We start from the raw sequence: 21,832 nt of genomic DNA, 5'->3' as shown, positions 1-21,832 counted from the left end.
GGTCAGTCCTTCAGTCCGGCGTTGATGTCGGCGCCCATGACGTAGCGCTGGAAGACCAGGAAGACGAGGATCAGCGGGATCATGGAGATGACCGATGCGCCGAGCAGTACCGACCAGTTGATGTTCTGCGCGCCCACAATGCTCTGGATGCCGATCTGCACCGTGAACTTGTTGGGGTCGTTGAGCATCAGCAGCGGCCAGATGTAGTCGTTCCACCGCCACTGGAAGGACAGGATGGCGAGGGTCAGCATGATGGGCCGGGAGATCGGCACCATGATCCGCAGGAAGATCGACAGCTCACGCGCGCCGTCGATGCGTGCGGCTTCCACGAGTTCGTCGGGAACCGTCAGGAAGAACTGGCGGAACATGAAGCAGCCGGTCGCGGTGAGCACGGCCGGGAGGATGATGCCGGCGAAGGAGTTGTAGAGGCCGAGGTTGCGGACCACCAGGAACTCCGGGGCGAGCATGACCTCGCCCGGCAGCATCGTGGTGGCCAGGATGCAGATGAAGAACGCCTTGAGCCATCTGTTGTCGTACTTGGCCAGCGCGTACCCCGTGCAGCAGCTGACACCCACCGTGAGGATCGTCGTGATCACGCACACGAGGGCCGTGTTGATGAAGTACTGGGAGAAGTTGGCACTGTCCCACGCCGCCTTGAAACCCGACAGGGTGGGGTTGTGCGGAACCAGCGTCAGCGGATAGGAGAACAGGTCGCTGGCCGGCTTGAAGGAGCTGAGGATGAACCACAGCACCGGCACCCCGTACAGGCACGCCATGATCCACAGCAGTGTCGTCGCGGACACCGCCCGCCGGAGCCCGCCGCTGCCCGCCCTGCTGGCCTTACTGGGCCGCTTCTTGGAGACGGCCCGTTTGGGATCGGCGTCCGCCGGTCGGGGCATGTCTGTGGTTGTCATCGGTTCTCCACCCGCCGGTTGACGATCAGCTGGATGATCGCGACGGCCATCAGGATGAGCATGAGCACGAATGACGCGGCACTCGCGTAGCCGATCTGGCCCCGTTTGAAGCCGGTCTCGTAGATGTACTGGACAAGCAGGTTGTTCGACGTGCCGGGTCCACCGTTGTTGAGGGCGACGAACACCGGGTATTCCTTCATCGCGTTGATCGTGTTGAGCAGGATGACGATGAACGAGGTGGGCGCGATGCTCGGCAGCGTGATGCTGATGAACTGACGCCATGGGCCGGCGCCGTCGAGCGAGGCCGCCTCGTAGTACGACACCGGTACGTTCTTGATCGCCGCGATGAACAGCAGCATCGAGAAGCCCGTCCATGCCCAGGATGCCGCCATCACCACCACGATCAGCGACAGGTCCTCGTTGGACTGCCACGGAACGGCACTTCCGCCGAACTTCTCGATGACGTAGTTGACCAGTCCGAAGTTCTCACCGAACAACCACCGCCACAGGACACCCACGACGATGGGCGACAGAAGCCATGGGATGAAGAAGATGACGCGGGCGACCGACGCGCCCTTTGCGTGCTTGTTCACCACCAGGTTGGCGGCGAGCAGCGAGAGCCCGAAGTTCAGCGGTACGAAGAGCACCGCGTAGAGCAGCGTCCGGGTCAGCGCGTCGTAGAAGGTGGAGTCCCCGAGCAGGTTGTGGTAGTTGTCCAGTCCGATGTACTGGAAGGCCCCCACACCCGTGTAGTTCGTGAAGGAGTAGACGAGCCCGATCACCGCCGGCCAGACGAAGAACAGCGAGAAGAGCACGACATTGGCCGCGATGAGGACGAGCGGCGCAAGGGTGTACTTACTGCGTCTCCTGGGCGGGCTCGCGGACACGGCGGACACGTCCGAGGCGCGTTTTGTCATCTTCCTGACTCCGTGCTGGTGGAATGGATTCCGGTGGACTCATACAAATGAGCCCGGCATTGCGTGGGCGCCCAGGGCCGGGCGGCGGTGTCCTCGACCCCGCCGCCCGGCCCTCGGGCCTACGATCAGCCGCCGACCTGCTGGTTGTAGCCGGCCACGATGTTCTCCAGGGCCTTGTCAGCCGTCTGCTGGCCGTTGATCGCCTTGCCGAGCTCCGTCTTGGTCGGGTCCTCGGTGAGGCTCTTGCCCTTCAGCACCCAGTTCGTCTGCGCGCCGCTGAAGTAGCCGGAGATCGGGGCGTAGAGCGGGATCGACTCGTTGTACAGCTTGTACGCCGCCTGCGCCGCAGCGGACTTGAAGGGGTACGTCGGGGTCAGACCGCTCTCGACCGGCAGGAAGCCGGACGCCTCGCACAGCGTCTGGTAGTGGGCCGGCTCGTACAGCCACGACAGGAACTTCGTCGCGGCGGCGGACGCGTCGGCGTTGTTGTTGAAGCCCACCGTCAGGCCGCCGCTGTTGACGTCACTGGCCTGCACCGGCTGGGCGGGAGTCGGAACACTCGCCCACTCGAACTTCTTGATGGTCTCCGCGAAGGCGGGAACCTGCCACACGCCGGACCAGTAGGCGACGACGTCACCGCTCTGGAACATGGCCGACGGGTCGGCGCCGCTGGTCCACACCGACTTCGGCATGGTCTTGTCGTCGTTCAGTCCGACGAAGTAGTTCACGGCCTTCTTGGTCGCCGCGTCCACCGAGAACTTGCCGGAGTCGTCCGCGTGGACGTACTGCCCGCCCATCTCGTAGACCATGGCGCGGAGCCTGGACGGCGACTGGTCGAACGTCAGGGAGTACTTGGCCTTGGCCTTCACGCGGACCTCGTCCGCCGCCTTGATGAAGTCGTCCCAGGTCCAGGTCGTCGCGGGCGAGGCCGGGAAGGAGACGCCTGCCTTCTCGAAGAGCGTCTTGTTGATGAACAGGCCGGACGCGGTGACGTCCGAGGGGATGGCCAGCACCTTCCCGGACGAGTCCTTCGCGAGGAAGTTGGCGTTGATCTTGTTGGTCGCGTTGTTGGCGATGGACTTGAGGTCGATCAGCTTGTTCGACCAGATCGGGTCCAGCGCCGGCACGGCCGCCACGTCGGGCAGGGAGTTCGCCTGCGCGGCGTTGTGCAGCTTCGTCGTGTAGCCGTCGTAGGGGATGTTGACGAGCTTGACGTTGACGCCGGATTCCTTCTTGTACTGCGCCACCACCTTCTTCCAGCCCGCGTCCTGCCCCGGAACCGTGGAGATCCAGAACGTCAGCGACTTGGACGTACCGCCCGAGTCCGACCCCCCACCGCAGGCGGAGAGCAGCAGGGCACCTGCCGTGGCAACGGCAGCGAGGGGAGCCAGGCGGCGCATACCGCCGCGGCCGAGTCGGCTGGAGCGCCGCACACCCACAGTGGTCATCTTCGATCCCTTTTTTTCGGTAGGGGACAGAGCACGGCGCCGATCGAGACGGCACGGGTGCAGTTTGCAGGAAAGTTTGCTTTCGGGGGGCGCAGCCTCGCCCGGCCGCGTCGTCCACGCGGGGCGGGATCCCCAGCCGTTCTGGCCGTCACCGCACGGGCACGCCCTCGTGCGGTTGCCGTACGTCGAGTACGGGCGGGAGGCTCGCCCCAAGTCGGCGTCCCGGCCGACCTAGAAAGCGCTTGTCCGGACATTGGCAGACCGAGTCCGAAACCGTCAATCCTTCTTCCCCGCCGCCTCGGTCACGGTTTGGACTCCTCTGGCGACCGCGAGCCGCGCCGCGCCCACCACGGTGCCGAGATCACCGACCTGACTGCTGACCACTTCGGTGGGCCAGCTCAGCCGCTCCAGCTCGGCCCGCACACCGGGCAGGAGCTGCGGATACGCGCCGGTACTGCCGCCCAGGACAAGCAGCCCGGGGTCCAGTACGGCGGTCACCGCGGCGGCCAGCCGGCCCACGTCCACCGCGTGCCGGTCGACGATCGCGCGGGCCGTGACGCCGCCCTGTCCGGCCAGCGAGAACAGCCGTTCGGCGGTACGGGGGCACGAACCGTCGGATTCCGGCCAGACCTCGGCGGCCCGGCGCAGCAGGGAGCGGGCGCCGATGTACTCCTCCAGGGCCTCGTGGCGGGGCTCCAGGTCGTCGTCCCAGGGGTAGGGCAGCCGGGCGAGCTCTCCGGCCGCACCGTTGGCCCCGGCCAGCACCTGCCCCCCCACGACGATTCCGAGACCGATACCGACACCGATCCGCAGATAGCCGAAGGTGTGCCGGCCGCGCGCCGCGCCCTCGTGCAGCTCGGCGAGCGCGGCGCAGTTGACGTTGTTCTCCAGGTGGACGGGCACCCCGGGCGGCAGCGCCACGGCCACCGCGTCGAAGACGGGTCCCGCCTTGGCGGTCGCCGGACGCACGGTGCCCTCCTCGGCGCGCGCGGTGACATCACCGACGGCCACGACGATGGTGCGCAGCGGAGCGTCGGCGGGGAGCGCGGACAGCGCTTCGCGCACCACGTCGGCGGCCTCCTCACGGGGACCGGTGGCTTCGGCGAGCAGGGTGCCGTCCAGGGCGCAGCCACGCACCCGGGTCAGGGCGGGGCCGAGGTCGACGGCGAGTACGGAGCCGGCCGCCGGACCGAGTCCGTACACGGCGGCGGAACGGCCCGTACCGCCGGAGGCGATGCCCGAGTGGGCGGCGAGCCCGGCGTTCTCCAGCTCCGCCACGGCGGAGGACACGGTCGGCTTCGACAGGCCCGCCAGTATCGCGAGCTGCGGCCGGGTGGCCGTGCCCGCCCCGGCCAGCACGGCGAACACCGCGCTCGCGCTCTCGGTCAGGCGGGGGGCCTTCGCCACGTCATGTTCCACAGTCTCCCCAAGGTCGAGGGCCGCACTCCCCCGGTAGCTCGATGTCGTGGGAGTGCGGCGATGGGATGCCCTGGTATCGCGGTTTCCCGCCGCGTTCCGGCCCGGTCGGTCCACCGCCGCTGTCGGGTGCGCGATACCTCTTGACACGCACTGTACTTCGTTAGTTAACTTCCTAACGAATGTCACGGTAGTCGCCTGCCGTGTCCGCTCAGAGGCCCGTCCCGGGGCTTCCCTAGCTCTTCCGTACATCAGGTTTTCCCTGCTCCAGGCACGGTTCGCCCACCGTCGCAGCCACAGTGCAACGACGTAAAGAGGATCCGTGCAGGACTCCCCCTTCCCGCGCCCGCTCGTCGTGGGCATCGACGTGGGCGGCACCAAGACGCACCTGCGCGCCTGCGCCGGGGACGATCTGACCGCCGATCACGTCCGCCCGAGCGCCGGCTGGCAGCCACACGATCCGGTGGCCGCCGCCGACTGGCTGTGCGCTCTGGTCGACGAGGCGCTGCCCGCGGGCGCCCGTCCCTCCTCGGTGGCCGTCGGCGCCCACGCCTGTGAGACGCCCCGGCAGTGCGAGGAGATCCGCTCCGTGCTCCAGGGGCGTCTCGGTGTGCCGTGTCTGGTCGTCGGCGACGCCGAACTGCTGGTCCCGGCAGCGGGACTGGACAAGGGTGTCGGGCTGGTCGCCGGCACCGGCTCGGTGGCCGTGGGACGGCGCCTCGACGGCACTCTCGTACAGGTCGGCGGCTGGGGCGCGGCACTCGGCGACGAAGGAGGGGCCGCGGGTCTCGTACGCGAGGCCGCGCGGGCCGTCTGGGCCGCCCATGACCGGGGCGAGGCGCCCGACACCCTCGCCGAGGGGCTCATATCCGCGTTCGGGGTGAGCGAAGTACCCGCCCTCGGCGCCGCGTTGGAGAAGGCCACCGACATCTCCGCGGAGTGGGGACGGCACGCTCCCGTGGTGTTCGAGGCCGTCGCGAGCGGCTCCCTGGTGGCCGGTGAGGTGGTCGCCGAGGGCGGCCGGTCCCTGGCGTCACTCGTGGTCCGGCTGGCCGAACGCGGGGTCCCCGTCGACGACGTGGTGGTCTCGGGCGGTACGGTGCTCGCTCAACCCGCCCTGCACGACGCACTGCTGGCGTCACTTGCCATACTCCTCCCCGGTGCCCGGCTACGGCCGTTGCGGGTGCCGCCGGTCGAAGGGGCCGTGGCGCTGGCTCGTTCACTCGCATGACAGTTCATGGCCGTCTCGTCGTCGCCGGACCATGGGCACCGGTACACGCTCCGGCCGTAGATCTTCGCTCGTACTCCCCGTACTGTGCGCTTCCTCCTCCGGAAACACACAACACACAGGCCGCATAAACCCCATGCGCCCCATGCGCCCCATGCGCACCTGGGGTACTGCCGTCCGCACGTCGTCACCCGGCCGCAGGGCCGAAGAACTCAAGAGAGGCATCGCATGCCGTCAGCAGCCGGGCACCACGCCACCCCGTCGGCCCGTGGCCGTGAACTCGCGGTCGACAGACGCAAGTTCCTCCGTACCTCCCTCGGCGCGTCGGCGGGTCTCCTCGCCGCGCCGACCGCCGTCAGCTGGCTGGCCGCGGCCGACGCGAAGGCCGCCACGCCTCTCGCGGTGGCGGCCGACGCGACGACCGCAACCGCAACCGCGCCTCTCGCGTTCGTCGACGACTACAGCACCAACATCGTCGCCAACTCGACGCCCGAGACCAACGCGGTCATCCGCGCCCTCGACGGCTTCGCCAAGGTGTGGAAGACCGGTGACGCCTGGAACACGGGCACGCCGCTGCAGCCCTCGGTCCTGCGCGCCAACGTGCGGTACAGCATCCAGCTCACCGGGCTGCGCACGGAGGCGCAGGCGAGGGAAGCGTTCGTCTACGACCGCCAGCACCAGAGCTACGCCGTCATCAACGGGCTGGGCCCGCTGGCCGAGTTGTACCGTTCGGGCGCCAAGGCGGTCACCTCGATCACCGCGGCCCCGCACAGCATCCCGGCGGCCAAGATCAACGACGCCGTCCCGGCCGGCGCGCCCGCGGGCTCCGCGCTGGGCGCCGGCTCGTACGACTCGGACCTCGGCCAGGTGGCCAAGCTCGTCGACACCGTGCGCGGGGACTTCACCTCCAGCAACCCCGCCAAGTACAGCTTCCAGTACCCGCGGCCGTGGCGGATGAACGAGGACAGCCAGGTCGTCGACACCGGATCGGTCGACGGACTCGGTTACCCGGTCTACGACTCCGATGTCGTCGTGGTGACGCAGCTGCTGCGGCAGCGCAGCGACGTCCCGGCCGAGGACGGCGGTTTCCCCAGCGGTCACACCAACGCCTTCCACCTGGCGGCCCTGGCGTACGCGTACGCGGTCCCGGAGCGCTTCCAGGAGATCGTGACCCGCGCCTTCGAGCTGAGCCACACCCGGATCATGTCCGGCATGCACTCCACGGTCGACGTCATCGGCGGCCGGATCATGGCCACCGCGCTGGCCGCCGCCGTGCTGTACAAGCCGGAGAACACCGCGCTCAAGGCCGCCGCGGTCAAGCAGGCCGCCGAGTACTTCCAGGCCAAGACGGGCACGACGGCCGACACGCTGTTCGCCTACGCGCACTCCGACGCCCAGGACAAGTACGCCGACCGGGCCGCGAACCTCGCCCTGGTCACGCCCAAGCTGACGTACGTCCTGAACCGGCAGGGCCGCTCCACGCCGCTGACCGTGCCGAAGGGCGCCGAAGTACTGCTGGAGACACGACTTCCCTATCTGACGGCGGACCAGCGCCGGGCGGTGCTGCGCTCGACCGCGCTGCCCTCCGGGTACGTCCTGCTCGACGGGTTCGAGCAGTGGGGGCGGCTCAACCTGTTCGCCGCGGCGGACGGTTACGGCTCCTTCGAGTCCGACGTGACCGTCACGCTCGACGCGGCGGCCCACGGCTTCGGTGCGGCCGACGCCTGGCGCAACGACATCGACGGCCGGGGCAGGCTGACGAAGACCGGCACCGGCAAGCTCACCCTGACCGGCCAGAACACCTACGCGGGCGGGACGGTCCTCAAGGCCGGCACGCTGGTCTCGGCCTCGTCCCACGCGCTGGGCCGCGGCGACGTCCGCGTGCAGGCCGGGACGCTGCGAGTGACCGAGTCGCTGCAGCTGCACGGCTCGTACGTCCAGGAGGCGGGAACGCTGGCGGTCACGCTGCGCAAGGACCGTCACAAGGAGGTCGTGACGGTGGCTCGACAGGTGCAGCTCGGGAAGGGCAACCTCCTGTCGCTGACCCTCGACGCCAAGAACCCGCCGACCGTGGGCAGCGTCGTCCCCGTCATAGCCGCTTCGGCGATCCATGGCCACTTCACCCGTGTCGTGGTCAACTCGGACAAGATCCGCGCCGTACCCGTCTACACGGCAAAGGGTCTGTCGGTACGACTCCTGAAGCGGTAATGCACGCTGCGGGGCGGGAGCTGATGCGAGAGTAGGGCCATGGCCCGGCTCCGGATCACTCCCGCCGCGCGGTCCGCGTCACCGTGGGGCGGACGATGACGCACGATCGGCACACGGTTCTCGACCTCAGGACTCCCCCGGACGTGGGGAGCCCGCCCGGCTCCGAGGCTCCGGAGGAGGTGCTCCCCGGTGCCGCCCCCGCCGCGCGGGGTACCCCGACCGGACGCGCGCGACTGCTCGCCCGTCTCAGACGCCACCGTCGTCCGCTGGTCCTGCTCGCCGTGGCCGTCCTGCTCCTCCAGATGGCCGTGGCGATGGTCACGACGGCGGTGGAGCAGACGCCCACCATCGACGAGCCTGTGTACGTCGGCACGGCGGCCGTCCATCTCCACGAGCGCAGCCTGCGCCTCAACCCCGAGCACCCGCCGCTGGGCAAGCTGATCATCGCCGCCGGGGTGGCCGCGGCCGATCCGCACTTCGACCGGGCCTATGTCGGCGACCAGAGCCATGTGGGCCGGCATCTGCTCTACGAGTCCGGCAACGACCCCTGGCGGCTGATGCTGTGGGCGCGGGCGCCGGTGATCGCGCTGACGCTGCTCTTCGGGTTGGTGGTGTTCGCCTTCGGCCGTGAACTCGCCGGTGCGGTCGGCGGGTTGGGGGCGCTCACTCTCTTCGCGTTCTCGCCGGACGTCATCGCGCACGGCTCGCTGGCCACGCTCGACGTACCGGCGGCCGGGTTCGTGCTGACGTCGGTGTGGCTGCTGTGGCGGGCGAGGTGGCGGCCCCGCCTGTATCTCCCGCTCGCCGGAGCCGCGCTCGGGGCTGCCGTGGCCACGAAGATGAACACCCTCGCCGCCGTCCCCGTGCTGCTCCTGCTGGCCGGCCTGTCGGTGTGGCGTGCCCGGCGCACGGCGGATCCGGGAGCACGGCTGAAGCTGCTCGCGCGGGCTGTCGCTGGCGCGGCCCTGGTGGCGCTGGTCACGGTGGCCGTCGTATGGGCGTCGTACCTCGCCGTCGATCCTCGGCTGCGCTGGACGCCGTCCCCCGGCGAGGTACCGGCCGTGCACGGGCTGCGGGGGCAGCTGACCGGCCTGCTGCCCTTCCCGGAGGCCTACCGCGACGGGATGCGGCTGCAGTTCGGCCTGGAGAACGCGCACTGGGAGGGCTTCCTCTTCGGGCGGCACTACGAGGGTTCCCTCTGGTACTACCTGCCGGCGGCGCTCCTGGTGAAGACACCGCTCGGCATGCTGGCGCTGTGGGCGGCGGGCACGGTCGCGTTCTTGAAGGTCCGTCAACTACGGCCCACCGCACCCTACTTGCTACTTCCGGCGGCGGTGCTGCTGGCCGCGGCCATGGCCGGGCAGCGGGACTTCGGGGTGCGCTACGCCATCTTCGTGCCGATGTTCGGGGCGGTGGCGGCGGTCGGTGTGCTCGCGCTGCGGCGCCGGTGGGTGCCGGTCGCGGCGGCTGGGCTGTTGGCGTTCGTGGCGGTCAGTTCGCTGCGGACGTTCCCGTTCTATCTGCCCTACTCCAACGAGGCGTTCGGCTCAACCACGAAGACGCACGAGCGGCTGCACGACTCCAACGTCGACTGGGGCCAGGACCTGGGACGGCTCGCGGACCGGCTGCGGGACCGGTACGCGGGGCAGCGGGTCTGGCTGGTCTACAAGGGCAGCGGGGTGCCGTCGCACTACGGGATCCACGCGTCCGATCCGCGCGGCCGGCCCGAACGGAAGGTGCGCGGAGTGCTGGTGGTGTCGGACTCGTCCGTCGCCAAGGCGCGGGGTCGACTGGCACGCCTGATCCACAGCAGCCACGAGGTCGACGAGGTCGGCCACTCGATCACGATCTTCCGCAGGTGAACGGTGAGCTATGTTGAGTCGCTGTGGGAGACGAACGAGGCACATCGGTGCCATCGCTGCAGCAGGCACGCGCCCAGGCATCCGCGATCACCTCGGGCAAGACCGCCCCGGAGGTGGAAGCGGCGCCGACCTCCAGGCTGCGGGAGTTGTTCGACGGGCCCCGGCTCTCCCCCGGACAGCGGCGCATCGCGCAGTATCTGATCGAGCACATCACCGAGGCCGCCTTCCTGTCGATCACGGACCTGGCGGACCGGGTGGGCGTGAGCCAGCCGTCGGTGACCCGGTTCGCGGCGGCCGTCGGCTTCAGCGGCTACCCCGCGCTGCGCGAGAGGCTCCAGGCCATCGCGCTCAGCACCCTCGCGAGCGCGCCGGGCACGGCGGAGGAGAACCGGAGCAACGAACTCCAGGCGGCCGTGGACGCCGAGATCGCGAACCTGGAGAACCTGCGGCGCGACTTCGCCGACCCCGACCGGGTGATCGAGGTGGGCCGGAGCCTGTCGCGCTCGACTCCGCTGACCGTGCTCGGCCTGCGTATCTCCGGGTCGCTGGCCGAGTACTTCGCCTACGCCGCCCGACGTATCCACCCCGACGTACGGCTGGTGACCCGGGGCGGCAGTGTCGCCTACGACGCGGTCCTCCAGTCGCGGGAGGCCGGGGGCACCTGGGTGCTGGCGTTCTCGATGCCCCGGCACGCACAGGAGACGCTCACCGCGGTGCGGGTCGCCCGGCGGGCCGGGCTGCGGGTGGCCCTGATCACCGACCTGGCCCTCGGTCCGCTGGCCGACGAGGCCGACGTCACCTTCGCCACCGGCACGGGCTCCCGGTTGGTGTTCGACTCGTACGCCGGGCCCGCGGTGCTGTCGGCGGCACTGCTCCAGGCCATGACGGACGCCGATCCGGAGCGGACACAGGGGCGCCTGGAGGACTACGAGCAGAGCGCCGACCTGCACCAGTTCTTTCTCCGGGACTGAATCGGCAGCCTGTGCCCTCGTACGGGTCGTATGGGTGTTCATCCCGTTTTGTGCATGAATTTTTTCATACTTCTTGCAAAGCGGACGGTATATATAAATACTGCTCACGGATCGCGTCCCGGTGGGACTCCGGAACACGATCCGCGCCTGCGCACCCGCTGCCGCCGTCTCCTACCCGCGTCGGCGCCGCGGGTGTCCGGACGGGTGTCGCCTGCGCGAATGCCCGTTGCGGCCCCGGCCATCCCCTGGGCCGGGGCCGCTGAATCCCGTCGCACCACCCTGTCGACGCCGCACTCCCGGAAGCGATGAACCATGCCCATGACGTCCACGATGACCACACGGATCAGCCCGGACTGGCCCTGTCAGGTCAAGATCCCCGGCAGCTACGACTGGGAGCGCTCGGCGGTCAAGTGGCTGCGCGAGCTCGTGCCGACGCGCTACGCGGGCTACCCCACGCTGATCCGCCACCCCGTCCTGCTGGCCCGCCACGCGCACATCCAGGTCCAGCACGAGATCCGCGTAGCCCGCACCGCCCTCCAGACGGCCCGCGCCGACCTGCCCGGCCTCGGCCTGAGCGAGTCGGTCATCGAGCACACGATCAAGATGTACGCCGCCGAGGTGCTCCAGATCCAGCACATCGCCCGCAGCATCCGCGCGGTCACCCAGGCCCTGGTCGACGCCCACGCCGCCCGCTGAGCCCGCCCGCCTGCGTACCTGGCCGGCCGTCCGTCACCAGGGCGTTCAGGACGCCGTACGGGACTCCAGGTCCTTGCGCGTGTCGTCACCGTAGACGCCCGACTCGTCGCCACGGATGCCGTACCAGAGCTGGAAGCGGGCCACGGCCTCGGTGAGGGCGGTGTCGTAACTGCCGCTCGTGGCGCCGTGGGTGTAGACGTCCGGGATGCGCAGCAGACGTTCCTGCAGGTCCGTCACCTCGGGGCCGCTGGCCCCCTCACGCAGGGTCCCCGGGCCGTCCGGGTCTGCCGCGACGGGCGCCGACGGGGCGGGAGTGGTGGCCGGGGTGACCGAGGGCGCAGGCCGGACCTCGTCGCCCTCGGCGCTGCCCGGGAGCAGCAGGGCCGACCCGAAGCCGACCAGGGCCGCCGCGCCGACGGCGACCACGACAGCGGCCCGGCGCAGGTTCGGGCCGAACCCGAAGCCCCTGTCGGTGCGTTCCGCGCGATTGACACGTCGGCGGCGGGACACGGGGGGCAACTCCTGCGTCGTGTCCTCGGCGCCGGGAGCCGGGCGGGGCGCGGGCCGGGGCAGGGGCACGGACTCGTAGCCCTCCGGGATCCCGGACATCGCCTCCGCGTGCTCCCGCATGAGCTGCGCCAGTGACTCGGTGCGGCGACGACGCACCACGCGCGTCGGCTCCAGGGGTCGGCGGCCTTCCGGCCGGCCTGGTGCGGGCGGTGTCGACACTCTGCTCCCCTTCACATTCCCAGCGTTCTCCTGCGTACGACTTCGTACGAGCCGCGTACGGCAAGGCCGTTGGCTCCGTGAAGTGATACGCGTTCAGATGCCACCGGGTTCAGTGCGGCGGGCAGAGGTTGCGGGAAGTCCGGCGTCCGGCACCGCCTCAGCTCAGGCCGGCCCGCTCGACGAAGTGGTCGAGGTGGTCAGGCGCCGGGCGCAGCAGGCCGTCGCGGACCGCGAGGGCGGTGGCCTCGGCGCGGGAGGCGGCGCCGGTCTTGCGCAGCAGATGTTCGATGTGGCTGTGGACGGTCCGCGGGGACAGGAACAGCGCCTGTGCGATGGCCTGGTTGGTCTGTCCGGTGGCGGCCCGCGTGAGCACTTCCAGTTCGCGCGGGCTGAGCCCGTACGGCAGTTCGGTCGGTGTCTCGTGGACCAGTACCGCCTCCGCCGGGCCGGCCATACCCGGGGCCGTGATGTGCCGGTGCAGGGAGACGCGGTACCAGGTTCCGTCGAGCGGCCACAGCAGCCGCAGCCGTCGGCCGCCCGTCCCGGCGAAGGCACGCAGCAGGGGACGGAACTCCTCGTCCGCCGCCACCCGGGCGCGCTCCCGCCCCGGCAGATCGACGCTGCCGCCCTCGGAGACGAGGCTCGCCGCGCCCTCGGCCGGCAGTCCGTGCAGGTCGCCGGTGTGTGCCGTCGGGTCGACGAGCGCTCCGAGCGCGGGGATGACGGAGGCGAGAAGGTGACGGGCCTCGGTGTCGTAGGCGTCCGCGTCGCGGGTCGAGAGGTTGATCAGGCCGACAAGTCGTCCGTCGTGCCGGAGCGCTCCGGTCATGGCGTCGCGCAGACCGGCCGGGCGGACCCGCTCGGCGTAGAACCAGCCGTGCCGGAAGCGCTGGCCGGGGTCGTCGGCGTCCTCGGAGATGGAGGGCGGCATGTCCTGGCGGACGACGTTGCGGTACCAGGGGGTGTCGACGAACTCGGCGGCCATCGCCTGCGAGTTCTCGGCGGTGTAGCCGATGCCGGCGACCTGGACGTGCTCGCCGGTCAGCGGGTCGATCGACAGCAGGGTCGCCAGGTCGAGGGGCAGCGCCCGGCCGAGTTCCTCCAGGGCCTGGGAGCACGCCGACACGGTGTCGCGCTCGCGCGTGAGCATGCCGATGCGGGTGGCCGCCGCGATCTGGTGGTGGCTGAGCATGCGCGCCTCCGGGAGCTGCCCGGGTGTCATCCAGCAGCGAAGTCGTTTGGCCCCTAACGTAGGGCCGCACCCCGCGCCGGGCAAGACGTTCGCCGCGACGTGACCGGATCGGTCCCGACCGGACCGCCGGGGTGGATCACGGAGGGCGCGGGGTCGGGACGGGGGCGGGACGGGGTCGGTATTTGTACGGATGGTGCTGCGGGGCGCGGGGGTCTTTTCTGGTCGGCACGGCCGGTCCTCGTGACCGGAAGCGTCACCAGCCCCTTGCCGCACCCCTCGCAGCCCGCCCCCGACGGGCACCTTCCCTGGGAGAGCACCGCCATGATCACATCCCCGTTCGCCGACTCCGCGGCCTCGCGCAGACAGTTCCTCGCCTGGTCCGGCGCGGCCCTCTCCCTCGCCGCCGCGGGCTGTTCGGCACCCGGCAGCAGCGCGGCGGCGTCGGGGCAGAATGCCGCCGCCAAGGGGTCCGCCGAGCCCCTGGCAAAGATCGGCCTGGACTATCCGTTCACCCAACTCCCGCTCTACGCGACGCTGGTGAAGCTCTCCACGGCCGCCGCGAAGAAGCACGGGGTCTCCCTGCTGACGACCAGCGACGGCAGCAGCCCCGACACCCAGGCGACCAACCTCAACACCTGGGTCGCCCGCAAGACACCCGCGATCGTGTCGTTCCCCATGGTCTTCGAGGCCACCGAAACGATCGCCAAGGCCGCACTGGACGCCGGACTGATCTGGGTGACGTACGGCGGCACGCTCGAGAACCAGAGCGCCGACATCCGGTTCAGCTTCCGGGAGGGCGGCGCCCTGCTCGGCGAGGCGGCGGCCAAGTGGGCGCTGGAGAACCTGGGCGGCAAGGGCAAGATCGCCTTCCTCACCGACAGCACGATCGAACTGGGCCGCGAGCGCACCAAGGGCATGGTCGACGCCTTCACCAAACTGGCGCCGGGCGTCGACGTGGTCGCCCAGGAGCAGGCCATCGACCCGGACACGGGTCTGACGAGGACCAAGGCCATCCTGGCCAAGCATCCCGACCTCAACCTGGTGCTCGGGGTCACGGACGCGTCGGCGTACGGCGGCTACAAAGCCCTGGAACAGACGGGACGGGCGAAGGACGACGCGAAGACGTTCGTCGGCGGGCAGGACGGCGCGGCGCCCTCGCTCCTCGCGATCAAGGCGGGCACGTTCTACCGCGCCTCGGCCGCACTCGCCCCGCAGGACATCGCGAACGCCATCGTGGACGTGCCGCTCGCCGTCGCCGCGGGCAAGGCCGACCCCGGCGTGGAGGTGCCGATAACGCTCGTCGGCCCCCGGGACACGGCGAAGATCGACGCGCTGCTCGCCCAGAACGGCTAGGGGACCGTCATGACGGAGGTGAGTCTCCGGATCCGCGGACTGACCAAGTCCTTCGGCGGGGTCCGGGCCCTGGACGGCGTGGACCTGACCGTGCCGATGGGACAGGTCCACGCCCTCCTCGGGCACAACGGCGCCGGCAAGTCCACGCTCATCAAGTGCCTGGGTGGGGCCTACCCGCCGGACGCGGGCACGATCGAGGTCGGCGGGCGGGCGTACGAGCGGCTGAGCCCGCGCGAGTCGATCGCGGCGGGTGTGGCGATCATCTTCCAGACACTGAGTGTGGTCGACGCACTCACCGTCTCCGAGAACATCTTCCTCGGCCAGGAATGGACGCGGTACGGCCGGATCGACCGACGCGCCCAGGAACAGGTCGCCACCGGACTCCTGGAACGCGTGGCGGCGACCTGCTCACCACGCGACCGGGTCGGCGAACTCCCCATGGGGCAGCGCCAGTTGGTGGAGATCGCCAAGGCGCTCAGCCGCAGCGCCTCGGTCCTGGTCCTCGACGAGCCGACCGCCGCCCTGTCCACCGCCGAGAGCGACGCCCTGGCCGAGCGGGTCGAGGACCTGCGCACCCAGGGACTGGCCATCGTCTACGTCACCCACCTGCTGGCGGAGGTCGAACGCCTCGCGGACGCGGTCACCGTCCTGCGGGACGGCCGGGTCGCCCATCACGCGGTGGGCACGGGTCAGCGCCGGCGGGACCTGGTCGCCGCCATCGCCGGACGACCGGCCGACACGCCCCCCGAGGGCCGGCCGGCCGAAGCCGTGGCCCCCGGTCCCGATCACGGTTCCGACACCGACACCACACCCCGCGCCACGGCCTCCCCCGCCGGTCCATCGGCGCGGGGTGTGGGCTCCTCCTCCGGTGGCCTGGTTCTGGAGGGCCTGCGGGGCCCCGGCTTCGGGCCCGTCACCCTCACCGTGGGCAGCGGTGAACGGGTCGGGCTGTACGGGCTCATCGGTTCCGGTCGTACGCGCATCCTGGAGACCCTGTACGGCAGGCGCCGCGCTTCCGGCGGCACCGTGCGGGTCGGTGACCGAACCGTCGCAGCCGCCCGCCCCGGCGACGCGCTGGCCGCCGGGATCGCCCTCGTCCCGGCGGACCGGCGCAGACAGGGACTGTTCCCCACGCTGAGCGCCCGGGACAACGCGCTGCTTCCCGCGGTGCGCCCGCTGTCCCGGTACGGCGTACGGGCACTCGGCGCCGAGCGGCGGGTGTTCGAGGCGCTGGCCGGTGCGGTGGGCCTGCGTCCGGCACGGCCCCGGCTGCCGGCTGCCTCGTTCTCCGGCGGGAACCAGCAGAAACTGGTCCTCGGCCGATGGATCAACGACACCCGGGACATCCGCGCACTGCTCCTCGACGAGCCGACCCAGGGCGTCGACGTGGGTGCCCGGCAGGAGATCTACCGCGTCGTGCGCTCCCTCGCCGCCGACCGGGGCACGGCCGTGCTGTTCGCCTCCAGTGACCCGGAGGAGATCGTCGCGCTCGCCGACCGGTGCCTCGTCGTCGCCGGGGGCCGGGTCGTCGGCGAGTTGTCCGGAGCCGGACTCACGGAGGAGGCCCTGCTGTCGGCCGTGCACGACGCCTCCGACGCGTCGGACTCCTCCGGCCTCTCCTACCCCTCCGACAATTCGGACGCCCCACCCGCACACCAGCAGTCCGTCCCCGCCGAAGGAGCAGTATGACCACCGCCGACTCCGTCCTCGTGCGCCCGCGCGCCCTCGCCGCGGGCGGTCTCGGCACCGTGCGGCGGCATCCGCTGATCCTCGTGCTGGCCGTGATGGTGCTGGTGTTCCAGGTGTCGACAGGGAATTTCCTCGACCCGGCCAACCTGCGTGGGATCGCCACCGACGCGGCCACCCTCGCCATCGTCGCCGTGCCCCTCGCACTGCTGGTGATCAGCGGGTATCTCGATCTGTCCGTCGGTTCGACGCTCGCCCTGGGCGGGCTGGTCGCCGGGTGGCTGGCCGGGCAGGGGCAGTCGCCGGTCGTCGCCGTGCTGGGCGGACTGGCCGCCGGGGCCGCGGTCGGTGCGGTGAACGGGGTGCTGTGCTGCTACTTCGGGCTGTCGGCGTTCATCGTGACGCTGGGCATGCTGACCGCCGTACGAGGGTTCGCGCAGCAGCTCTTCCCGTTGCCGCTCAGCGGGTTCGGCTCCGGGTTCGCCTGGCTCGGCGGGTCGCGGATCGCCGGGATCGCGGCGCCGGTCGTCATCGCCGCGGTCGTGCTGTTCGCCGGGGCCCTGTTCCTGGCACTCACACCGGCCGGGCGGCATGTCTTCGCGATCGGTGTCAACCGGGAGGCCGCGTATCTGTCCGGAATCAGCATCCGGCGTACGCCCTTCACGCTCTTCGTCGTCACCGGGGTGGCCGCCGCGCTCGCCGGGGCGATCAAGGCGTCGGTGCTGGACAGCGCGGTCGCCGGGACCTCGGGTGCAGGGTTCGAGCTGACGGTGCTGACCGCCGTGCTGCTGGGCGGGGTCGCCTTGACCGGCGGTTCCGGGTCGGTCCTGGGAGTGCTGCTCGGCGTGCTGTTCCTCGGCAGCCTGCAGAACGGGCTGACACTGCTCGACGTGCCCACCTTCTGGCAGCAGATGGCACAGGGGACCGCGCTGGTGGCGGGCGCCGCGCTCGCCCACTTCGCGCCCCGGTCGGCCGGTTCGGCGCGGTGAACCCTTCCGTCGGTCTCTCGGGTGTGAACGCGGTCAACACGCCCAGGGCCGCCAACACCATTGACGCCACCAACACCGTGAACCCTGTGAACTGCGTGAAAGAGGTTTCCGCGTGAGCGACACCGCTCCCACCCTGATCCTGACCGGCGGTCAGGTCCTCACCGTCGACGGCGACTTCACCGTGGCGGAAGGCATCGCCGTGTGCGGCCGGGACATCGTCGCCGTCGGGACCGACGCCGAGGTGCGCGCACTCGCCGGACCGGACACCCGCGTCGTCGAACTGGACGGCCGTACGGTCCTGCCCGGCATCAACGACTCGCATCTGCACGGGGCCGCATACGGCATGACGAAGCCGCCCTTCGCCCTCGACGTCGGCCATCCCACGGTCGGGTCGATCGCCGACATCGTCGGAGTCGTCGATCGAGCGGTGCGGGAGGCACCGGCCGGTGAGTGGGTGGTCGGGCTGGGCTGGGACCCCGGGTATCTGGCGGAGTGTCTCGCCGATCCGCGGCGGCTTCCGCACCGCGAGGACCTGGACGCGGTCGCGCCGGACCACCCGGTCTGTCTGACCGACTTCTCCTCGCACATGGCGTGGCTCAACAGTGCGGCGCTGCATGCGTGCGGCATCGACGCGGACAGTGCGGCGCCGGGCGGCGGCGTCGTCGACCTGGGCCCGGACGGACAGCCCACCGGCATCCTGCGCGAGGCCGCCCAGGGGCTCGTGCAGGCCGGGCTCCCCTCCCCCACCGTCGCCGAGCGACGCCGGGCCATCCAGGGAGTGGTCCGTGAGCTGCACTCGCGCGGGATCACCAGTTACACAGAGCCGGGTCTCGGGCCGGGCGGTGCCGGGACCTTCTTCGGCGGGCTGAGCACCGACAACTGGACGGCGTACGCCGAACTGGCGGCGGAAGGTGAGCTGGACGCCCGGATCAGCGTGCTGCTGCTTCCCGCGCCGATGGGCGGTTCCGCCGACGACGTGCGCAAGGGGCTGGCCGAGCTGCGCCGGCCGGAGTCGGCCGATCCCCGGCTCCTCAACGCCATCGGTGTGAAGATCTTCGCCGACGGGGTGCCGCCGAACCGTACGGCCTGGATGAACGACCCGTATCCCGAGGGCGGCCACGGCGCACTGTGTGTGCACGGGGCAACGCCCGCGCTCCAGGTGGACGAACTGCGCGAGATGATCCGGGTCGCGCACGAGGCCGGTTTCCAGCTGGGGGTGCACGTCACGGGTGACCGGGCGATCGACACCGTGGTCGACGCGTTCGTCGACGCCGAGACCGCTTCGCCCCGCGCCGACGCCCGGCACTACGTCATCCACGGCGACTTCATCGGCCCGGACAGCCTGGCGAAACTGGCGGCGCACGGGTACGGGGTCAACATGAACCCCGGCATCAAGTGGACCATCTCCGATCTGATGGACGAGGTCGTGGGACCCGTGCGGTCGGCGTACCAGTGGCCGGTGCGGTCGGCGGTCGAGGCCGGGGTTCGGGTGTGCGCGAGTTCCGACGCGCCGATCACCACGCCGGACTGGCGCCAGGGTGTGGCCGCGATGCTGCTGCGCGAGTCGAAGGCCAGCGGCCGGCCCAGCGGTCCCGAGCAGTGCGTGACGCTGGCCGAGGCGCTGCGTGCCTACACGGCCACCCCGGCCTGGCAGGACTTCGCCGACGACTGGAAGGGCACCATCGAGCCGGGCAGGGTCGCCGACCTGTGTGTGCTGGACCGGCCGCTGCTGGACATCGACCCGCACGACATCACCGAGGTCGAGGTGGACCTCACGGTGTTCGACGGGCGGGTGGTGTTCGAACGAGGGTGAGCGTTCCACCGGTCGGGCGGTTCATCGTCCGCTGGACCGGTGGGGCTTGTCGCGCAGTTCCCCGCGCCCCCGGCAAATGGGCCGCCGCCCCGTACCCCGTACTCCCCTGGGGTCCGGGGCGGCTCCGACCTGCGCGAGTTCACTCAGTTGCGCCGGGCCGCTTTCACCAGCGCGTCGAAGAGGGCCTGTTGGGCCGGGTCCTCGTGGGCGGTGTCCTCGGGATGCCACTGGACGGCGGTGAACCAGCCCCGGGTGTACGGGAGTTCGAGTGCCTCGATCGTGCCGTCCATCGCCGTCGCGGTGACTTCCAGACCTGTGCCCGGGTGGTCGACGCGCTGATGGTGGTAGCAGGACACCTCAGCCTTCTCGACGCCGACGACCCTTGCCAGCAGCGAGCTCTGACGGATCGTCACCGGGTGGACGACGTGCCGGTGTTCGCGCTCCGGTCCGCCCATGTCCTGGTGCAGGGTGCCGCCCAGGGCGACGTTGACGACCTGCAGGCCGCGGCAGATCGCGAGCAGCGGGACACTCGATTCCAGTGCGCTGCGGGCGACTTGGAGGTCGAAGGTGTCCTGGAGGTCGTCGACGTCGTACACCGTGTCGTGGGTGTCGGCGGCGCCGTAGAGGTGCGGGGCGAGATCGCCGCCGCCTGGGAGCAGGACACCGTCGAAGCGGGCGAGGCGGGCCGCCACGTCGCTGTCGGCCGGATGGATGCTCGCCGGTTCGCCGCCCGCCCGCCAGACCGCCTCGATAAGGGCGCGGGCGTTGACCTCGGCGGCGTGGCGCAGCGCGGACGTGGAGGTGGCGAAGCGGGCCGGGATCGCGATGAGCGGCCTCGCTCGCGTCGTCACAGCTGGATCCAGGTGGTCTTGAGCTCGGTGTACTTCTCCAGGGCGTGCGCGGACTTGTCGCGGCCGTTGCCGGACTGCTTCATGCCGCCGAAGGGGACGGTCAGGTCGCCCTCCTCGTAGCAGTTGACCCAGACCGTGCCGGCCTTCAGCGCCCGCGAGACCTGGTGGGCGGTGGTCAGGTCCGAGGTCCACAGGCCGGCGGCGAGGCCGTACTCGGTGGCGTTGGCCAGCCGTACCGCCTCGTCGACGTCGTCGAAGGTGAGGACGGACAGGACCGGGCCGAAGATCTCCTCACGGGCGAGGCGCGCGCCGGGGCCGACCCGGTCGAAGACGGTCGGCTCCAGATAGGTGCCACCGGTGCTCTCCAGAACGCGGTTGCCGCCGGTGCGCAGGCGCGCGCCCTCCTCCCTGCCCGTACCGATGTGGTCGAGTACGCGGTCCAGATGGGCTTGCCCGACCAGTGCGCCCATCTCCGTGGCGGGGTCGAGCGGATCACCGACGCGCAGTTCGCGCGCCCGGCGGACGATCGACTCGGTGACCTGCTCGGCGATGGAGGAGTGGACCAGCAGTCGCGAGGGCGCGGTGCACATCTCGCCCTGGTTGAAGAAGATGCCCCAGGCGGCGGTGGCGGCGGCCTTCTCCAGGTCGGGGGCGTCGGGAAGGATGATGTTGGGTGACTTGCCGCCCAGCTCCAGCCAGACGCGCTTGAGGTTGGAGTTCGCGGAGTAACGCAGAAAGTGACGACCGACAGCCGTTGAACCGGTGAACGCCAGTACGTCGACGCCGGGGTGGAGCCCGAGCGCGCGTCCGGCTCCCGGACCGTCTCCGGCGACGACGTTGAGGACGCCCGGCGGCAGCCCGGCCTCGGTGCCGAGCCGGCCGAGAACGAGGGCGGACAGCGGGGAGTTCTCCGAAGGCTTGAGGACGACCGTGCAACCGGCGGCGAGTGCCGGGGCGACCTTCCAACTGGCCAGTGTGAGCGGGAAGTTCCAGGGGACGACCGCTCCGACGACACCGGCCGGTTCGCGAGTGACGAGGGCGAGCGCGTCGGGTGCGGTGTGCGGGGCCTCGTCAGTGAGTTTGTCGGCCAACTGGCCGTACCAGCGGAAGGTGTTGATGGCGGCGCGCAGTTCGATGTCGTGCGCGTCCGTGATCGGCTTGCCCATCTCAAGGGTCACCGTCAGGGCGAGCGACTCGCGCTGTTCTTCGAGGAGTTCGGCGAGCCGCAGCAGGACCCTGCCCCGTTCGGCGGGCGCGAGGCGCGGCCAGGGTCCGGTGTCGAAGGCCCGGCGGGCGGCGGCCACGGCGGCGTCCACCTCGGCGGGGCCGCCGTCGGCGACCTCGGTCAGCACCTGACCGTCGCGCGGCGAGACGACGGCGAAGGTGACACCGCCGCCGGGTTCGTCCCTGCCGTCGATGTGGTGTGCGCCGTACACCACGGGCGCCTTGGCTCGGCGGAGCCACTCGTCGTGGGTGACAGGCGACATGCGGGCCTCCAGAACAGATGGATGGGTGGGTGGGCGGGGAGCGAGCGGTCGAGAACGCGAGTGAAGGCCTCC

General features: G+C 70.7%; 17 protein-coding genes. 9 read left to right on the top strand and 8 right to left on the bottom strand.

Features of this window, described 5'->3' with window-relative positions:
- Positions 1 to 2: 2 nt before the first annotated feature.
- The 4 genes from G3I71_RS00970 to G3I71_RS00955 form a co-directional block, all read right to left on the bottom strand.
- Positions 3 to 914 carry a carbohydrate ABC transporter permease gene (locus tag G3I71_RS00970; RefSeq protein WP_164311912.1) on the bottom strand — a complete coding sequence of 304 codons (912 nt, stop codon included), beginning with the start codon at positions 912 to 914 and terminating at the stop codon, positions 3 to 5.
- Positions 911 to 1,831, bottom strand: coding sequence for a carbohydrate ABC transporter permease (locus G3I71_RS00965; RefSeq protein WP_164311911.1), 921 nt, complete (start codon positions 1,829 to 1,831; stop codon positions 911 to 913). Before G3I71_RS00965 ends, G3I71_RS00970 begins: the two co-directional genes overlap by 4 nt.
- Positions 1,832 to 1,956: 125 nt before the next feature.
- Positions 1,957 to 3,279 carry an extracellular solute-binding protein gene (locus G3I71_RS00960; protein WP_164311910.1) on the bottom strand — a complete coding sequence of 441 codons (1,323 nt, stop codon included), beginning with the start codon at positions 3,277 to 3,279 and terminating at the stop codon, positions 1,957 to 1,959.
- Positions 3,280 to 3,555: 276 nt separating this feature from the next.
- On the bottom strand, positions 3,556 to 4,686 hold the full coding sequence (locus G3I71_RS00955; RefSeq protein ID WP_343242800.1) for an ROK family transcriptional regulator: 1,131 nt from the start codon (positions 4,684 to 4,686) through the stop codon (positions 3,556 to 3,558).
- 331 nt (positions 4,687 to 5,017) lie between these two features.
- Here G3I71_RS00955 and G3I71_RS00950 point away from each other — a divergent pair, with 331 nt between their 5' ends.
- The 5 genes from G3I71_RS00950 (at position 5,018) to G3I71_RS00930 (ending at position 11,660) form a co-directional block, all read left to right on the top strand.
- Positions 5,018 to 5,926, top strand: a complete 909-nt coding sequence (locus G3I71_RS00950; RefSeq protein WP_164311908.1) for a BadF/BadG/BcrA/BcrD ATPase family protein — start codon at positions 5,018 to 5,020, stop codon at positions 5,924 to 5,926.
- A gap of 225 nt (positions 5,927 to 6,151) precedes the next feature.
- Positions 6,152 to 8,131 (top strand): phosphatase PAP2 family protein, encoded by a 1,980-nt coding sequence (locus tag G3I71_RS00945; protein ID WP_164311907.1) that lies wholly within the window; start codon positions 6,152 to 6,154, stop codon positions 8,129 to 8,131.
- A 302-nt stretch (positions 8,132 to 8,433) separates the two neighbouring features.
- Complete coding sequence (locus G3I71_RS00940) at positions 8,434 to 9,993, top strand: phospholipid carrier-dependent glycosyltransferase (protein WP_239148787.1); 1,560 nt, start codon at positions 8,434 to 8,436, stop codon at positions 9,991 to 9,993.
- 47 nt (positions 9,994 to 10,040) lie between these two features.
- The gene (locus tag G3I71_RS00935) at positions 10,041 to 10,964 is read left to right on the top strand and encodes a MurR/RpiR family transcriptional regulator (protein ID WP_164311906.1); all 924 of its coding nucleotides are present in this window, start codon (positions 10,041 to 10,043) and stop codon (positions 10,962 to 10,964) included.
- Positions 10,965 to 11,276: 312 nt separating this feature from the next.
- Complete coding sequence (locus G3I71_RS00930) at positions 11,277 to 11,660, top strand: hypothetical protein (RefSeq protein WP_164311905.1); 384 nt, start codon at positions 11,277 to 11,279, stop codon at positions 11,658 to 11,660.
- Between the two features lie 45 nt (positions 11,661 to 11,705).
- On the opposite strand, the gene G3I71_RS00925 is transcribed toward G3I71_RS00930, so the two are convergent.
- Both G3I71_RS00925 and G3I71_RS00920 read right to left on the bottom strand, forming a co-directional pair.
- A complete protein-coding gene (locus tag G3I71_RS00925) occupies positions 11,706 to 12,389 on the bottom strand; it encodes a peptidoglycan-binding protein (protein ID WP_343242799.1) in 684 nt (227 codons plus the stop codon).
- A gap of 157 nt (positions 12,390 to 12,546) precedes the next feature.
- Complete coding sequence (locus tag G3I71_RS00920; RefSeq protein WP_164311904.1) at positions 12,547 to 13,581, bottom strand: LuxR C-terminal-related transcriptional regulator; 1,035 nt, start codon at positions 13,579 to 13,581, stop codon at positions 12,547 to 12,549.
- Between the two features lie 321 nt (positions 13,582 to 13,902).
- Between G3I71_RS00920 and G3I71_RS00915 the strand changes: the two genes are divergently transcribed.
- The 4 genes from G3I71_RS00915 (at position 13,903) to G3I71_RS00900 (ending at position 19,422) form a co-directional block, all read left to right on the top strand.
- Positions 13,903 to 14,934: a sugar ABC transporter substrate-binding protein gene (locus tag G3I71_RS00915; protein WP_164311903.1), complete on the top strand. Its 1,032-nt coding sequence runs from the start codon at positions 13,903 to 13,905 to the stop codon at positions 14,932 to 14,934.
- 9 nt (positions 14,935 to 14,943) lie between these two features.
- Positions 14,944 to 16,623, top strand: coding sequence for a sugar ABC transporter ATP-binding protein (locus tag G3I71_RS00910; RefSeq protein ID WP_164311902.1), 1,680 nt, complete (start codon positions 14,944 to 14,946; stop codon positions 16,621 to 16,623).
- The gene (locus G3I71_RS00905) at positions 16,620 to 17,609 is read left to right on the top strand and encodes an ABC transporter permease (protein WP_164311901.1); all 990 of its coding nucleotides are present in this window, start codon (positions 16,620 to 16,622) and stop codon (positions 17,607 to 17,609) included. Before G3I71_RS00910 ends, G3I71_RS00905 begins: the two co-directional genes overlap by 4 nt.
- A gap of 112 nt (positions 17,610 to 17,721) precedes the next feature.
- Positions 17,722 to 19,422 carry an amidohydrolase gene (locus G3I71_RS00900; protein ID WP_164311900.1) on the top strand — a complete coding sequence of 567 codons (1,701 nt, stop codon included), beginning with the start codon at positions 17,722 to 17,724 and terminating at the stop codon, positions 19,420 to 19,422.
- A 143-nt stretch (positions 19,423 to 19,565) separates the two neighbouring features.
- Here the strand turns inward: G3I71_RS00900 and G3I71_RS00895 are convergent, their stop codons facing one another.
- Complete coding sequence (locus tag G3I71_RS00895) at positions 19,566 to 20,273, bottom strand: gamma-glutamyl-gamma-aminobutyrate hydrolase family protein (protein ID WP_164311899.1); 708 nt, start codon at positions 20,271 to 20,273, stop codon at positions 19,566 to 19,568.
- Positions 20,270 to 21,760, bottom strand: a complete 1,491-nt coding sequence (locus G3I71_RS00890; RefSeq protein ID WP_164311898.1) for an aldehyde dehydrogenase — start codon at positions 21,758 to 21,760, stop codon at positions 20,270 to 20,272. Before G3I71_RS00890 ends, G3I71_RS00895 begins: the two co-directional genes overlap by 4 nt.
- Positions 21,761 to 21,832: the final 72 nt, after the last annotated feature.

This window comes from Streptomyces sp. SID12501, assembly GCF_010550245.1.
Classification (GTDB): Bacteria; Actinomycetota; Actinomycetes; order Streptomycetales; family Streptomycetaceae; genus Streptomyces.
This window is presented reverse-complemented; position numbering and strand designations above follow the sequence as displayed.